12 protein-coding genes are annotated in these 15,925 nt (G+C 56.6%); 8 read left to right on the forward strand and 4 right to left on the reverse strand.

Features of this window, described 5'->3' with window-relative positions; all coding sequences use genetic code 11:
* Nucleotides 1–21: 21 nt before the first annotated feature.
* The 8 genes from EYB53_RS15475 (at nucleotide 22) to trxB (ending at nucleotide 8,796) form a co-directional block, all read left to right on the forward strand.
* A complete protein-coding gene (locus tag EYB53_RS15475; protein WP_135479336.1) occupies nucleotides 22–1,290 on the forward strand; it encodes a Glu/Leu/Phe/Val family dehydrogenase in 1,269 nt (422 codons plus the stop codon).
* A 182-nt stretch (nucleotides 1,291–1,472) separates the two neighbouring features.
* Nucleotides 1,473–2,642, forward strand: coding sequence for a S1C family serine protease (locus EYB53_RS15480; protein ID WP_135479337.1), 1,170 nt, complete (start codon nucleotides 1,473–1,475; stop codon nucleotides 2,640–2,642).
* 187 nt (nucleotides 2,643–2,829) lie between these two features.
* A complete protein-coding gene (locus EYB53_RS15485; RefSeq protein ID WP_135479359.1) occupies nucleotides 2,830–3,510 on the forward strand; it encodes an MSMEG_4193 family putative phosphomutase in 681 nt (226 codons plus the stop codon).
* The gene (locus EYB53_RS15490; protein ID WP_135479338.1) at nucleotides 3,503–4,036 is read left to right on the forward strand and encodes a DUF3090 family protein; all 534 of its coding nucleotides are present in this window, start codon (nucleotides 3,503–3,505) and stop codon (nucleotides 4,034–4,036) included. Before EYB53_RS15485 ends, EYB53_RS15490 begins: the two co-directional genes overlap by 8 nt.
* Before the next feature lie 10 nt (nucleotides 4,037–4,046).
* A complete protein-coding gene (locus EYB53_RS15495; RefSeq protein WP_254151093.1) occupies nucleotides 4,047–4,793 on the forward strand; it encodes an SCO1664 family protein in 747 nt (248 codons plus the stop codon).
* Nucleotides 4,794–4,903: 110 nt separating this feature from the next.
* Nucleotides 4,904–6,490, forward strand: a complete 1,587-nt coding sequence (locus EYB53_RS15500) for an ATP-binding protein (protein WP_135479339.1) — start codon at nucleotides 4,904–4,906, stop codon at nucleotides 6,488–6,490.
* A gap of 13 nt (nucleotides 6,491–6,503) precedes the next feature.
* Nucleotides 6,504–7,688, forward strand: coding sequence for a DUF58 domain-containing protein (locus tag EYB53_RS15505; RefSeq protein WP_135479340.1), 1,185 nt, complete (start codon nucleotides 6,504–6,506; stop codon nucleotides 7,686–7,688).
* Between the two features lie 142 nt (nucleotides 7,689–7,830).
* Nucleotides 7,831–8,796 (forward strand): thioredoxin-disulfide reductase, encoded by a 966-nt coding sequence (gene trxB / locus EYB53_RS15510; RefSeq protein WP_135479341.1) that lies wholly within the window; start codon nucleotides 7,831–7,833, stop codon nucleotides 8,794–8,796.
* A 60-nt stretch (nucleotides 8,797–8,856) separates the two neighbouring features.
* On the opposite strand, the gene EYB53_RS15515 is transcribed toward trxB, so the two are convergent.
* The 4 genes from EYB53_RS15515 to EYB53_RS15530 form a co-directional block, all read right to left on the reverse strand.
* Nucleotides 8,857–9,330, reverse strand: coding sequence for a response regulator (locus tag EYB53_RS15515; protein ID WP_135479342.1), 474 nt, complete (start codon nucleotides 9,328–9,330; stop codon nucleotides 8,857–8,859).
* A gap of 242 nt (nucleotides 9,331–9,572) precedes the next feature.
* Entirely contained in the window at nucleotides 9,573–12,758 is a 3,186-nt protein-coding gene (locus EYB53_RS25645) for a response regulator (RefSeq protein WP_135479343.1), read from the reverse strand.
* A gap of 5 nt (nucleotides 12,759–12,763) precedes the next feature.
* Nucleotides 12,764–14,377: an NADH-quinone oxidoreductase subunit N gene (locus EYB53_RS15525; RefSeq protein WP_135479344.1), complete on the reverse strand. Its 1,614-nt coding sequence runs from the start codon at nucleotides 14,375–14,377 to the stop codon at nucleotides 12,764–12,766.
* Nucleotides 14,378–14,380: 3 nt separating this feature from the next.
* On the reverse strand, nucleotides 14,381–15,889 hold the full coding sequence (locus EYB53_RS15530; RefSeq protein ID WP_135479345.1) for a complex I subunit 4 family protein: 1,509 nt from the start codon (nucleotides 15,887–15,889) through the stop codon (nucleotides 14,381–14,383).
* Nucleotides 15,890–15,925 lie beyond the last annotated feature (36 nt).

Genomic DNA, 15,925 nt, shown 5'->3' on the forward strand with positions numbered 1-15,925 from the left:
GTGACGAGGAGCATGCAACCAATGGTGTTTGAAACGTTGCCAGACACGACCGAGAATTTGTTTACGATTGCCCAGCGTCAATTTGATCGTGCGGCCGATCTGCTTGACCTGCCCGCAAACTTACGCGGTATTTTGCGCGTCCCCCAGCGCGAACTGAGCGTCAACTTTCCGGTCAAACTCGATGATGGCACAACCCGCATGTTCACAGGGTATCGTGTCCAGCACAACTTGTCGCGGGGGCCGACCAAGGGCGGCATCCGCTATCATCCGTCGCTTACGCTCGATGAAGTGCGTGCGCTGGCAATGTGGATGTCGTGGAAATGTGCGGTGACGCATCTGCCCTATGGCGGGGCCAAAGGCGGCGTGATCGTTGATCCCAAGCAGTTTTCGCAGCATGAAATCGAACGCCTGACCCGACGCTACGCCAGCGAGATCAGTCTGGTGATTGGCCCTGATCGTGATATTCCCGCCCCTGATGTCAACACAAATCCACAGATTATGGCCTGGATTATGGATACGATCTCGATGCATCAGGGCTATACCGTCCCCGCGATTGTAACGGGCAAGCCGCTCACGATAGGTGGCTCAGAGGGTCGTCACGAAGCAACCGCCCGCGGTCTCGTCTATATCTTGATTGAGGCGGTCGCACACGCAGGGATGAACCTTGCCAAAACTAGGGTCGCCATCCAGGGTTTTGGCAACGCCGGCGCAAGTATCGCCCGTATGCTGCATGCGCTTGGTGCGACTATCGTCGCTGTGAGTGATAGCCAGGGAGGGGTCTATCATCCACGCGGTCTTGATCCTGCTGCCGTTGCCCTGCACAAAGAAGCGACCGGTAGTGTCATCGACTATCCCGAGGGCGACCAGATCAGCAATGCGACCCTGATCGAGCTTGATTGCGATATTCTCATTCCTGCGGCCCTGGCGCAGAGCATTGATGGTGCCCGGGCACCCCATGTGCGCGCCCGCATTGTTGCCGAGGCGGCCAATGGCCCGACTACCCCTGAAGCCGATGAGATCCTCTTCGACCAGGGGGTTATGGTTGTGCCTGATATTCTGGCCGGGGCTGGAGGGGTGACGGTAAGCTATTTTGAATGGGTGCAGGGGCTCCAGTCATTCTTCTGGTCTGAGCGTGAAGTGAATGCACAACTCGAACGGGTAATGCAGCGCTCGTTCCACGAGGTTGTACAGATGGCCCAACAGCATCAGGTACATCTGCGGACGGCTGCCGGTGCGCTTGCGGTACGCCGCGTCGCCGATGCCGTGGCAACCCGGGGGATCTATCCATAGGCTCCAGACGTGGCCTTTTCATCTGGTGGGTCGCAGCAAAAAAGCCAGCTACCGCTGGCTTTTTTGCTGCGACCCAGACCCTTTTTCTCATCCTGTTCTTATGCAAACTTAAATTGCTGCTCAGGCTACTGGTGCATACTGAAACCAATCAAAACAGAAATAAAGCTTAAGGTAGGTGGTTTATGGAACAATCATACAGGACAAATCCGCTGCTACTTCTGGTGATGCTCTTGCTTGGTCTCTTTATTGGCATTGGTGGTGGTGCGGTTGCTGGCGGTTTTACGGCCCTCATGGTCAGTCGACAACAGGCTACCGCCAGCACAGTGCTGGCTCAGCCGGTACGCGCCGAACTCGCAACGACAGAACTCGCGACCCAACCGACCGGCGGAACCGAACGCAGCGCACCGAACACGACGATCAGTCCGGCGGTCGCTGCGGTGCAACAAGTAGGCCCTGCAGTCGTGACGGTGCTCAACCGTAGTGCCACTGGTATGGGCAGTGGTAGCGGGGTGATTGTGAGTGAGGATGGCTACATCATCACCAACAACCACGTTATTCAAGGGGCCACACAGCTTGCCGTCGTCTTTGCTGATAGCAGTCGCCGCGAAGCTGAATTAATTGGGGCCGATGCGCTCAACGATATTGCTGTTATTCGGGTTAACGGCGATATGCCAGCGGTAGCCAGCATTGGCGACGCAGCAGCCTTGCAACCCGGCGAGCAAGTACTGGCGATCGGCAGCCCCCTTGGCAACTTCCGCAACACGGTCACGTCTGGCGTGGTGAGTGCGCTCAATCGTTCGGTTGGCTCGATGGAGGGTCTGATTCAGACGGATGCCGCCATCAACAGTGGAAACAGTGGTGGGCCGTTGATCAACCTCAATGGCGAAGTAGTTGGCATTAACACCCTTGTTGTCCGCAGTGACTTTGATTTCGGGTCAAGTGCGCCGGTCGAGGGCCTCGGATTTGCCGTGCCAAGTACGATTTTTCGTAGTGTTATGGATCAGTTGATCGCGACGGGCGAAGTGCGTTATCCGTTTCTCGGCGTACGTTATCTTCCCATTGATGGCAACGTAGCCGCAGAGTTTGAATTGCCTGTACAAAATGGTGCCTTCATCCAAAGCGGGCTTCGTGGGCAGGCCGCAGTCGAGCCTGGCAGTGCCGCAGACCGTGCAGGCATCCGTGAGGGCGACATTATTACCGCCATTGACAGCGTGCGCATCGACTACAACACCTCGTTGCGCCAGTTACTGCTGCGCCACACGCCTGGTGAGACCGTCAAGGTCACGGTTTTGCGTGATGGGGCCGAAATCACGCTTGACGTTGTCCTCGACGAACGACCTACTGTACGTTGACATTCGGGTTGCCAGCAAACGTCCTGCGCATGGGCCTGCGACCCTTGCGCAGGACGTGGAGGGCTGACGCCCTCACAACTTGCTTGGGGGCCGCAAGCCCCTCAAAAAACCAGAGGACGTTGCCCTCTGGTTTGTGGTATCATACACATGAAGAATCACCAAGACCAAGGAGCAGGATGTGACCTTGATGCTGCTGATCCGGCACGGCACCAATGATTGGGTGCATGGTCGGCTGGCGGGCTGGACGCCCGGGGTGCATTTGAATGAAGAGGGAAAACGCCAGGCCGTTGCCCTGAGTGAGCGACTCGGCGATCTGCCCATTGTCGCATGCTATACCAGTCCCCTTGAACGTTGCGTTGAGACCGCAACCGCCCTGGCACAGCCGCGTGGCTTACCCTTGCGCCTGGTTGAAGGGATTGGCGAAGTACGCTATGGTGAATGGCAAGGCGCCGAACTGAAAGAATTGTATAAACACGAGCTGTGGCCGGGGGTGCAGTACTACCCTAGTGGTACCCGCTTTCCCAATGGTGAATCAATTGGTGAGGCTCAGATGCGCATGGTGCAGGCCCTTGATGGGTTACGTGCGCAGCATCCCAAAGAGATGATTATCGTTTGTTCACATGCTGATTTGATTAAGCTCGCAGTTGCCTATTACGTTGGTATACATATTGACCTCTTTCAGCGCCTGATCATCAATCCCTGTTCTCTGAACGCCATTGCCTTTGAGCCGATGGGGCCACGCCTGCTTGCGCTCAATGATACTGGTTCACTTGAACATCTACGACCAAAACCTGTCCCGCCGCCTGAGCCATCGGCATCTGGTGATGCCAGTGACTCAGCCCCAGCTGTAGAGCAGGAGCATGTCTGAATTTACGTATGACCTGGACGCCGTACAGCGTATTACCGCAGGGGCAGTAGGCCCTCGTGGACAACGTGTCTTTTATGTGCAGGCCCGTCGTGGGGCACGCTTGATCACCCTGGCTGCCGAGAAGGAGCAGGTGCGTGCCCTGGCCGAGGCTATCTCGCGCTTGCTTGATACGCTTGCCGAAAAAAATCCACGCCTCACGACCTCGGATGATCTTTTTGTGGCCGATATGAGCCTTGAAGAGCCGCTTGAACCGGAATTCCGGGTGGCGCAGATGGGCCTTGGCTATGACGCTGAACGGGATTTGGTAATATTGCTAGCGCAAGGGCTTGAAGACGATGACGAGAGCGAGTCCCCAACAGCGCGGCTATCTGCATCGCGCCCCCAGATGCGCGCCCTTGCGATCCACGCAGCCCAGGTGGTCGCCGCAGGACGCCCTATTTGTGGCAATTGTGGGCGCCCAATCGATCCGGTCGGGCATTTCTGCCCCCAACGTAACGGTCACGGCCCCGTCATGACCACACAGTAGGCAGCCCCCTATGGACGAAGAGATGCAACCACAAGAAGTTAGTGTTGCCCGCGTGCTTGAGGCACTTGCTTCAGGGCAGCTTGAGGTTGCCGCTTCGATGCCTTATAGTAGCAACTATACTCTGCTTGCAACCATACAATACGATGGTCTCGAGTTACTCGGGATCTACAAACCAAAACGCGGTGAGCGCCCGCTCTGGGATTTCCCACGCGGGACCCTCTATAAACGTGAGGCCGCTGCCTATGTGGTCTCTGAGGGCCTCGGCTTCGGGCTTGTGCCCCCGACCGTGGTGCGTGATGGGCCGTATGGCGTGGGCACGCTGCAACTCTTTATCTCCAATGATGAAGAGGCGCATCTCTTCACCATGCTTAAAGAGGGTGGCTATGACGCGACAATCCGTCGGCTCTGTGCCTTCGATTGCCTGGTGAATAATGCCGATCGTAAGAGTGGGCACTGCCTCAAAGGTTCGGATCGGCGGCTCTGGGCGATTGACCATGGCCTCTGTTTCCATGTCGAGCCAAAACTGCGCACGGTGATCTGGGATTTTGTTGGTGAACCCTTGCCGCCTGATGTACTCGATGGCTTGTGTCGCCTGCGTAGCCGCTTTGAGGCTCAGGATGATGTGGTTGACGTGCTTGCTAGCCTGCTCGACAAGAGTGAGATGCGCGCCCTGCACCGTCGCCTGGATCGTTTGATCACCACTGGCGTCTTTCCAGCCCCTGGCCCTGGCCCTAACGTGCCCTGGCCCCCTGTGTAGCAGGATGCCTCCGGCGGGGGATGTCTGTGGGGTGCCATCTTGCGTTGCTGGTCGCACAAGCCAGCTACGCTGGCCTGTGCGACCAGCAACGCAATGGGGCTGGAGGGATTATGCTCAATTCTAGCGATCATCGTTTGCTCCAGCGTGAATATCTGCTCCAGATTAGCCGGGCGATGACAGCACAGCTCGATCTGCTGAGTGTGCTCTCATTGACGATTGGCTATGCCGTCGAGATGACGGCGGGAACGTCGGGCCTCATTGCTCTCTATGATGAAGAGACAGGTGATGAGTTGCGCATCCGGGCCTCGTCAGGCTTGCCACGGAATGAATGGCCTGCTTTTGCCCGCCTCTTGACGTTGCCTCCGTCTGAGCTTGGACGCCGTGGCGACGTGGTGCTGCGCGAGGTGGCGACTGATACCGGTTTGACCCTGCGCCAGATGATTGCGTTGCCTCTGACCCTCCGCGATACGCCCGTCGGGGTAATCTATGTCTTCCGGGCGGCGCTCAATGTTGCTTTCTCGGCTGATGATCGGCAGGTGCTGCAGGATTTTGCGGACCAGGCGGCGATTGCCGTCTCGAATGCGCGCCTCTATCAGAGTGTCCTGCGCGAGAAGCAACGCCTCGATGCCATTATCGAGCAGTCGGCTGATGGGGTGATGATTATTGATAGCCGCTGGCGCATTACGACGTTTAATAAAGCGATGGAAGCCTTGACAGGCTGGAGTCGCGAAGAGGCGCTCGGGCGCCCCTGTGCCGAGGTGCTCGCGATTGAAAATGGGCAAGGTGTCAATATCTGTCTCACCGATTGCCCGCTCCAACGCCTGCCCTTTGCAGCAAATCCTGTCGTTGAAGGGCGGATGCTTACCCGTGATGGCCGGTCGCTGTTTGTGCAGAGCCGCTATGCGCCGCAACGCAGTAGTCAGGGTCAGTTTCTTGGGGCAATTGCCAATATCCGTGACATTACCGCGCAGAAGCAAGACGAAGAGTTGCAGAGTACCTTCATTTCGGTGATTTCACACGAGTTGAAAACCCCAGTAAGCATTATTAAAGGCTATGCCGGAACCCTACGACGCGACGATGCTACCTTCAGTGCGCAACAGTACCGCGATGGCCTTGCGGTGATCGAGGAAGAGGCCGACCGCCTTGCTCGTCAGATCCAGGATCTCCTGGATGTTTCGCGTTTGATGGCCGATGGAACACGGCTTGAGATAGCGGATTTCCCGTTGCCGATCCTTGCCAGCGATGTGGTGCGTAGCTTTGCCCCCACCGCCGGCGAACAGTTTGAGTTCGAGTTGCGGTTTCCCGAGGATATGCCGCCTGTCCAAGGGGATTATGAACGCATCCGTCAGGTGCTCGCCAATTTGGTCTCGAATGCAGTCAAATATAGCCCCGAAGGGGGCATGATCCGCATTGGCGGATGGCCCGATGGCGACCACGCCATCTGCTATGTGAGCGACCAGGGCGTCGGCATTGCCCCAGAAGAGCAAGAGGCGATCTTTCGCCGTTTCTACCGGATTGATACGCGCCTCCGTCGTGAAACCCAGGGCTCCGGGCTGGGGCTTTTTCTCACCCGGGCTATTATCGAGGCCCACGGTGGACGCATCTGGGTCGAGAGCCAACTTGGCAAAGGGTCGCGCTTTAGCTTTACCTTGCCACTCGGACGCCGTAAGTTAGCCGACGAAGCGACGCCGCAATAACGAAGAGCAAGGGATGTTTCAACAGGCAACGTTGACGCTGCTCGGCCTTGTCTTGCTGGGCGCACTCATCTTTGGGCAAACGAGTCTGGCCCTCTTGACGGGCATGCTTCTCGTGACAGCCGGGTTGGCCCGGCTCTGGAGTCGCTGGGCGCTGGTGCGTGTTGTGTATGAACGCCATCTGAGCGAGACCCGCGTTTTTCCGGGCGATGAGCTTACGTTGACGATCAAGGTCACGAATCGCAAACTCTTGCCGCTCGCTAGCTTGCAGGTGGACGATGAACTGCCGGGTAACCTGCAGATCGAAGGTGGAACAGAGCCACGCCGCCTGGGGCGCAGCAATCTGTTGCAGCGCCGCACGAGCCTGCGCTGGTACGAAAGCATCGTCTGGCGCTACCGTATCCGCCTGCGTGCCCGAGGCGCCTATCGCCTCGGGCCGGTGCAACTGCGCAGCGGCGACCCCTTTGGGCTCTATGATTGCGATGCAACGCTTGAGGTCTTTACGCCGCTGCTCGTCTATCCTCGTTTCTTGCCTGTCGAAGAACTGGGCTTGCCCGCACGCAACCCGCTCGGCGATCTCCGCGCACCCTCGCTGTTGCGTGACCCGCTGCGCACCATAGGTGTACGTGACTATAGCCCGACCGATCCGCTGAAAGATGTCCACTGGGCAGCAACCGCCCGTACCGGGAAACTCCAGAGTCGCGTGTATGAACCAGCAACGTCGCGAACCCTGGTCATCTTTCTCGATCTCGACACCTTTGAATTCTACTACGAAGGTATTGATCCTGAACAGGTCGAGCGCATGATCAGTGCGGCCGCGACGGTGGCGCGCCTCGGGCTAGAAGCCCGCGATCCCGTTGGCCTCTATGTCAATGGCATGCCCGCCGAACACGAACATATGGCGCACCTGCCCCCCGGACGGAGCCCCGCCCAGTTTGGCTTGATGATGGAGACCCTGGCGCGTCTGACAACCTACTCGGTGATGCCGATTGGTCGCTTGCTCAACCTCAGCACGACCGAACTGCCACCGGGGGCAACCGTGCTGCTGATTGGCTGTGTCAACAGTGAAGCCACCCGTGCCGCACTCCTTCGCCTGCGCACGCATGGCTACCAGGTGACCTGGCTCTATATGGGCACGGGGCAAGCCCCTGTGGTACCAGGGGTAAAGATTGTTGCAGGAGCCCTGAGTTGCCAGGGTTAGACTATCTGTTGTTGGCGGTTTTTCGCGGCGTAGCCGCGAAAAACCGCCAACAACGATCACTTGCCACAATGTGGTATACTGAGGTATAATCGTATACGGGTGGGGGGTATCTTTAGAGAGATTTAACAAAGGAGTCATGTATATGCATAGCAAAGTTGTCATCATCGGTTCAGGCCCTGCCGGGCTTACGGCAGCGCTTTATGCGGCACGGGCAAATCTTGAGCCACTGGTTGTGCGTGGTTTGCAGCCAGGTGGGTTGATTGCGACCACCTCGGAGGTTGAGAATTATCCTGGGTTTGTCGAGGGCATTGGCGGCTTTGATCTGGCCGATAATATGGAGAAGCAGGCCGCCCGTTTTGGCACGCAGTTCAAAGACACGCTGGTCACCAAGATTGATGACTCGGTGCGTCCGTTTGTCTTGCACACCGACGATGGCGACCAGCTTACCGCCGATACCCTAATCATCTCGACCGGCGCATCGCCACGCAAACTCCACGTTCCTGGTGAAGAGGAACTCGCCAACCGCGGCGTAAGCTATTGTGCGACGTGTGATGGCTTCTTCTTCCGGGGCAAGAAGGTTGTCGTGGTTGGCGGTGGCAACAGCGCCCTCGATGAGGGGCTCTTCCTTACGCGTTATGTCGATGAACTGATCATTGTCCACCGGCGCGATAGCCTGCGTGCCGACCCGGTGCTGCAAGAGCGGGCCTTTGGCAACGAGAAGGTGCGGTTTGTTTGGGACAGCACCGTTGATGCCATTCTCGGTGACGACAAAGTCATCGGGGTACGGCTGCGTAACCTCAAAACTAATGAGACGAGTGAAATCGAGGTGGACGGTGTCTTCCCGTATATTGGACATCTGCCCAATACAAGCCTTTTCACCGATCTGTTAACGCTCGACGAAGGTGGTTACATTGTGACCGATGGTCGACAGCGCACCAACATCCCGGGCATCTTTGCTGCTGGTGATGTGGTGGACCATATCTATCGCCAGGCGATCACCGCTGCTGGTGAAGGATGCCGTGCCGCGATGGAAGCCACCTGGTACCTCGCAGAGCAAGAGCACGCTGCGAAGAAAGCTGCCCAAGCGGAACCAGTCATGGCGCAATAGTAAGGACAGGCTCGAAACTACCGACCACACGGTGTGGTCGGTAGTTTCCATGCTAATGTATTAATCCGCAGCTACATCCTGGGGGACAGCCACCGGCAACGTCACAACCTTACCTGACAGACCAGCTTGTACGGACTGGTCGCTGAAACGTATGGGCTGAAGCGAGTGTTTGTAGACCACCGCAACAGGCCATTTCCCCCAGGCAAGCAGTGAGTCAAGCCCATCTGAGGTTTTGCTGGCCGTCCTGCGCCACCGATATCCTCGTCCATTAAAGGCCGTGATTGTTTGCTCGGTGATCACAATAACACACGTACGCCCAGTTGTGCGTAACTCATGAAATATTCTGAGGATACTGGTATCCGAGAGGGTCACGGGAAGCAGAACGTAATCGGGTTTGCTATCGTTGATACAACGATAGGCATGTTCGCTGTCTACAACCACCTCAATGTCAACAAGAACACGTACATCTTGTAACATTGCGAGATCTGCAGCATCAGGTTTGCCAACAAAGATAGCAGTATAGGCCTTATGCATGGTGGTGTCTCCTGCTTTGGAAGAAACCGGCGGTCGTTGCCAGTCTCTCACTTGTCTCAGAGGCTACATGGCCTCAGATAAGACATGGTGACAAGTTTTTCCCCTCCCATTGTATATTATACCGCAATCGCAAGAACTGTCAGTGAAGGATAGAAAAAGTATAAGTTGCGATTCGATATCCATTCACCCAGAGGTGTACAACATGAATAGGATTGTTTGTGCTGCCTACTATAACGTAGAAACTACTCGTCTTTTGTACGCTCAGCAACCAAGCCGCTGCGCCGCGCATAGGCAACTGCTTCGGCACGGTTCGTGAGATGGAGGCGGCTGAGGATCTGTTTCATATGGTACTTGATCGCCGCTTCGCTGAGGTGAATTGCCTGGGCCACTTCACGGTAGGTGAGCCCTCGCCCAACGAGGCTGAGAATGTTCCGCTGCTGCGGGCTGAGGCGCGCCTCGGCAGTGACTTTGTCAGCTTCCTGGCGAGCCAATTCAACGTCAATGCGCTGGGCCAGTTCCGGGGCAATGGGCGGAGCACCTTGCTCAAGACCCGCCAGGAGCAGAAAGAGGTCGTCGGCTTGCATATTTTTCAGCAAATAGCCGGAGGCACCAGCCTTCAGCGCTTCAAAGAGCAGCGTTTCTTCGGCCGAGACCGTCAAGACCACAATGCGTGCCTCGGGCCATTCGGCGGTGATGCGGCGAGTCGCTTCGAGACCATCGCAACGAGGCATCTGCAAATCCATGACGATCAAGTCAGGTCGCAAAGTTCGTGCAAGCACTTGTGCTTCTTCGCCATCAGAGCCCATGCCAATCACCTGCATACCATGGGCTGTGAGAAAATTCCGCAGACCTTCCAGAAACATCGGATGATCGTCGACAAGCACAACGCGCAATGGATGATGCGGCAGGCTGGCATGCACTTCTTCTTCAACCCGGTCAAGGTGACCGGTTACCAGGATACGCGTGCCCATACCAGGCGCAGTATCAATTTCTAGCCCTCCCCCTAGCTCCCTCGCTCGTTCTTCCATCGTCTTTAGGCCAAAGTGACTTGATCCTGACGGCCCTGAGATGAGTGCAACTGGGTCAGGATTCGCATGTCTATTCCGCACAAAACCCTGCCCATCGTCCTGAATGGTTACAAGCAGCAAGGTACCCTTTCGTTCAAAGGTTACGTCAATGCGTGATGCATGGGCGTGCTGCTCAGCATTGTTCAACGCCTCCTGCAGAATGCGTAACAGATGCAACTGCCCTATCGGCGAGAGCCACGCTTCTTGCCAGGGTTCAGAAGCGTGCAAGGTGAGCGCTAGATTGCTACGTAGCCGAAATTCGTCAAGGGCATGGTTCAACATCTCCCAGAAACCCTGGACAGAGGACTGACGCAGGCCGAGGATAAAGCTACGTACATCGGTATGCCCCTGGCGGGCCGCCTCACCGATATGGCGACAGGCTCGCTCAGCCGCCACGGTATCCTGGTTGCGCAGGAAGGCTTCGAGTGCCTGAGCCTGCAAGTTAATCGACCCAAAGACCTGCCCCAGACTATCGTGCAATTCACGCCCCAGACGATACCGTTCCTCGAGCACGGCGAGCGTACGCTGGTGCCGCAACGCCTGTACCTGCGCCTCTTGACGTTTGCTCATCTCAGTACGTAACTGGGCATTAGAGGCATCAAGCTCGGCGGTACGGTTGGCAACCCGTTCTTCAAGGGTCTGGATCAGATTGGCAAGTTCGGTCGAGAGCCGCTGAAACGCCTTCGTCAGGAAGCCGACTTCGTCCTGATAGTAGACCCGCAAATTGGCAGGATAGCGGCCTTCCTCCATCGCGTGGACTCCCGTCAGCAGGGCATTGAGGGGGCGCAACAGGGTAAACCGGAAAAAGAAGGGAAAAGAGGCAATGATCAAGAGATTCGCGGCAAAGAAGAGTTGCACAAGCGGATAGAGCAAGTTATGCAATTGTTGGCGGTATTCAAGCAGATAATCCTTGACAACCCCGGCTGATCCACTGCTGACAGGCAAACGATCCAGCGTTACCAATTCTGGCCTGGGGCCACGCAGCAGACCAGGCACCGCACCAATCACCCAGGGGTTCGCGGCTGGTGCGTCATTTGGATAGTAGTACAAAACCTCGGGCCGTTCCGCATAGTTGAACTCAAAGACCCCACTAGCATACAAAATGGCCTGAAAGGTATATTCATCGGCAGGCCGATACGCATTGCGAACCCGATCCCAGGTAATGATCAAGCGATCCGAGGCTTGATAGGCAAAGACACCGCCAGGCCCTTCGTAGGGGGCAAAGTCGAGCAAGAGAGCCATCATCAACGGTCTACCCGCACCATAGTGGTACTGGAACGAATTCTCACGGATTGGTTGCCCAAAGCTCACCACACCATCACGACAGGGATAGATCTGCTCGTAGTTCTGCCCAAAAAAGGGGAAGGTAAAGGCAAGCGCAGGGCTACATTCGTACAATCGATCCAGATCCAGTTCAAGTTCTTCGCCTCGCGTGGTGGCAAACTGATAGGAGATCCGAGCGATATCATAGCCGCCTGCGTCATTTGGGGTAAAACGAAGACTTTGCTGGTGGGGAATTTCAACCTCAAAATTCGCTTGACTATTCGCACTCATGATCCAGCCAACAATGCCGAGCAGCCCCATAATCGTGACCAGACTGATCCCGGTCAGCCGCACCACAAACGATGTGGTCTCGGGTTGCGCATTGAGATAACTAATGCTAAACGCAAAGATGATCAAGAGAATCCCGAGCGATACAACGGCATGCGCCACCGTCGCGAAGAACGTTGGATTGTGCAGCAAAATGGTAGGAAGATTGATGAACGCTAGCAAAAAGAAGATGACCGTAAAGTTACGTACCGCATGCGCTTCAAGATTGGTAGGGTTCACAAGGGGAACAAACCAGCGCAAGCATCCTCTGTCGCTAGGGGGTGGCACGAGCAGGTACAGCTGGCGCACAAGAACCAGCGGCACCCACAAGAAGATTCCCACCAACAGATAATCCAGTTGCTCACTGCGATACCAGACAGTGCCTTGCGCAAGGTTCCAGAAACGCTCCACGGCAAAGTCGGCTTCGATGAAGGTATAGATGATGCTAAGGGCAAGGACAACCAGCGCTTCGATGCGCCAGCGCGGGGGAAGCGAGGGGAAATGATAGGCAAACTGCAACAAGAAGATGAGGGCAATGCCAAGCAAACTATTCTGCAACACTACGCTATAGAAGCGTGGGGTTGGCATGACACTGACTTCAAACCAGCGCGAGCCGAGAAAGATGGTGATGGCAACGAAAAAGCTCGCCAGCAGCCAGGTATAGCGACGCCCCGAGCGCAATGCCGTGACAACCAGATAGCCACTGATGAGGGTCGTGAGCAGAATCTGGTTGAGATAGACAAGCCCGTTTGGCGTCAGATAGAATTGCACTACATTTAGAACCCGGCCACTGTCTGTACTTGACTGAGCACGCCCAGAATGATGTTCGGGAAGAGACCAAGGATGATCAGACCAGCGGCGGCAATCACGACGGCGGCAGTGATCCCGGGCGGCGCCTCTACAGGGGTCTCAGCGGCTGGCGCTTCCATAAACATGGCTTTGAGCAACCGCAGGTAGTAGTAGAGACTGATGACCGTGGTCAAGACCGCGATCACAACGAGCCACTCGGCACCAGACTGCCAACCCACCATAAAGACATAGAATTTGGCGAAGAAGCCCGCCAGCGGCGGAATGCCAGCGAGCGAGAGGACGCAGATTGCCATCAAGACGGCCAACCCAAGGTTGCGCCGCGCCAATCCGTTCAGATCGGCAATCTCATCGCCACCAACGGCCATACTGACCGCCGCCAGCGCCCCGAATGCTCCCAGGTTGGTCAGGGTATACACGATCAGGTAGTAGAGCAGGGCGACCGTGCCCTGGTCACGGTCAAAGGTCTGCGGGGCTGCCCAGGCGACAAACGCCAGCAACACAAAGCCCGCCTGGGCCACACTCGACCAGGCAAGCAGCCGCTTGGCGTTGGTCTGCGGCAAGGCCGCCAGGTTACCAACAATCAAGGTCAACACGGCCAGCAGCGCCAACGCACTTGTCCAGCCACTCAATTCACCCCAGACTGCCGTTCCGGTCAAGCCAGGGAAGGCGGTCGTGAGCAAGCGCAAAAGCAGAATGAAACCAGCCATCTTCGAAGCCGTCGAGACAAAGGCCGTGATGGGCGTCGGCGCACCCTGATAGACATCGGGCGACCAGCCGTGGAAGGGCACAACGGCAAGTTTGTAGCCAAGGCCGGCAATCATAAAGATCATGCCCAGCGTCAAGATGCCCTGATTGTCGGCGATGCGGGCTAGCGAAGCAATCTGGGCAAATTCGGTCAGATTGTTGCCCAGGCTATTGCCTGCCAGCGCACTGGCCGCAAAGCCATAGGTCAGACTCATTCCATAGAGCAGAATGCCCGACGAGAGCGCACCAAAGAGAAAATATTTCATGCCCGCTTCCGACGAACGCATGTCGTTGCGGAAGTAGCCGGCCAGAATATACAGCGGTATGCTGGTCAATTCAATCGCCAGGTAGGCGATAATCAGTTCGGTCGCCCCGGCCATCAAACACATGCCCAGGGTCGCAAAGAGGATCAGCGCATAAAACTCGGCGGGATGCGTCGTGGGCCGATAGTCCAGACAGAGCAGACTCGTCAGCAGGGCAGCCCCGATCAGGGTCAGACGACTGATCATCGTCAGATGATCCGTCGCAAACGCACCGGTGATCGGCTCACCGACTGGCCCACCCGCCTGCAGGTTGCGCACAATGTTGGTAAAAAAGTTTGGTGCTGCGGTCTCGGGGATGACGGTAAAGGGGATATAACCACTCTGCACGAGGGCAATGACAAAGATCAAGCCCAGACCAATCGCAGTGAGCGACGCTGACGAGCGTACCCGTTCAAGCTGGGCCTCTGGCGTACGGCCCCATTTCTCAAAAATATCTGAGCCGAGCACCAGCAGCGCCAGCACCAGCAAGAGAATCTCGGGCAACAGCCGCGGGATATCAGTAATCTGAAACACGTCTTATCTCCCCGCGAGGGTAATCCCCTCCAACTGGGCCACAATCGGCCGCACCCCGACATCAATTAGTTCGGTCAGGATCGCCGGATAGAGCCCGACGCCAATCAGGATCAAGACCAGGATCGTTGCCCCGGTATACTCTTGCCAGGTCAGTTTCGACAGTTTGAGCAGTTCAGGATTTTTGACTTCATCGAAGAAGACCGCCCAGACCGCCCGCAGAATATAGGCTCCGGTGATGGGAATCGAGAGCACGGCGATCACCGCCACAAGTGGATAACGCTCCCAGACACCCAGGAAGATGATGAATTCGGCCCAGAAACCGGCCAACCCTGGCATGCCCATCGACGAGAGGCCAGCGATGATGAACATAATCGTCGCAAAGGGCATCACTTTGTAGAGGCCGCCCAGTTCGGGCAACTGACGGGTGTGGGCGCGCTCGTAGATCATCCGGCCCACCACCGAGAAGAAGAGCGCCGTCATCACCCCGTGGGCAAACATCTGCAACACAGCCCCCATCAAGGCGAGTTGCGTTCCTGCCGCGAGGGCCAGCATCACGAGGCCCATATGGCTCACCGACGAATAGCCAATGATATACTTGGCATCGCGCTGCGCCATCGCAATCGTCGCCCCATAGACCACATTGAGCAGAGCGAGGCCAGCCACGACGGGCAACCAGGTATTGGCCCCGGCGGGCATCAACCACATCGCGGCCCGCAGACAGCCATACGAGCCAAGCTTCATCAACACGCCGGCGTGCATACTGACAGCCGTTGGGGCCGCCACGTGCCCCGTCGGGCTCCAGGTATGAAACGGGAACATACCGGCCAGCACCGCAAAGCCGAGAAAGAGCATCGGGAAGAAGATGCGCTGCACATCACCGGCCAGGGTCACATTCTCTGCCAGCACGATCATATCAAACGTGCGCAACCCTGAACCAAAATAGAGCGCCAGCATGCCAATGATTACCAGGGCGCTGCCAGCCATCAAAAAGAGGGTCAACTTCATCGCGCCATACTCTTTGCGCGTACTGCCCCAGATGCCGATCAGCAGGTACATTGGCAAGACAGCGAGTTCATAGAAGACAAAGAAGAGAAAGAGATCGAGCGAGACAAAAACGCCATAGACGCCGGTCGTGAGCAGCAGCAGCAACACCCAGTACTCTTTGACCCGCGTATCAATATTCCAACTCATCAGGGCACCGGTAGAGATCACAATGCCATTGAGCAAGATCATTGGCAGACTGATGCCATCAACACCAAGCTGGTAACTGATGCCAAGCTGGGGCATCCAAGCAAGACGCTCGACAAACTGAAATCCTGCCCGCCCCGGCTCATAGGCCAGAAAGACGAGCAACGAGAGCACCAGCGAGGTAAACGCAAAAACTGCCCCCACCCAGCGCATGGCCTCCTTTTGCTGATGAGGAATGAGGGCAATGATCACGACTGGCACGGCCATACTCAGCCAGATCAGGCTTAGCCAGGGAATATCAGTTGCGAGCGTGAAGAGTCCCATATGCTTCTTTCATCTCTTGATGGCAACAGACCCCGC

This window comes from Candidatus Chloroploca mongolica (assembly GCF_004762035.2).
GTDB lineage: Bacteria > Chloroflexota > Chloroflexia > Chloroflexales > Chloroflexaceae > Chloroploca > Chloroploca mongolica.

Coding starts and splice junctions, on each gene's coding strand:
- EYB53_RS15475 (WP_135479336.1), top strand. CDS start 22: ATGGTGTTTGAAACGTTGCCAGACACGACCGAGAATTTGTTTACGATT.
- EYB53_RS15480 (WP_135479337.1), top strand. CDS start 1,473: ATGGAACAATCATACAGGACAAATCCGCTGCTACTTCTGGTGATGCTC.
- EYB53_RS15485 (WP_135479359.1), top strand. CDS start 2,830: ATGCTGCTGATCCGGCACGGCACCAATGATTGGGTGCATGGTCGGCTG.
- EYB53_RS15490 (WP_135479338.1), top strand. CDS start 3,503: ATGTCTGAATTTACGTATGACCTGGACGCCGTACAGCGTATTACCGCA.
- EYB53_RS15495 (WP_254151093.1), top strand. CDS start 4,047: ATGGACGAAGAGATGCAACCACAAGAAGTTAGTGTTGCCCGCGTGCTT.
- EYB53_RS15500 (WP_135479339.1), top strand. CDS start 4,904: ATGCTCAATTCTAGCGATCATCGTTTGCTCCAGCGTGAATATCTGCTC.
- EYB53_RS15505 (WP_135479340.1), top strand. CDS start 6,504: ATGTTTCAACAGGCAACGTTGACGCTGCTCGGCCTTGTCTTGCTGGGC.
- trxB (WP_135479341.1), top strand. CDS start 7,831: ATGCATAGCAAAGTTGTCATCATCGGTTCAGGCCCTGCCGGGCTTACG.
- EYB53_RS15515 (WP_135479342.1), bottom strand. CDS start 9,330: ATGCATAAGGCCTATACTGCTATCTTTGTTGGCAAACCTGATGCTGCA.
- EYB53_RS15530 (WP_135479345.1), bottom strand. CDS start 15,889: ATGGGACTCTTCACGCTCGCAACTGATATTCCCTGGCTAAGCCTGATC.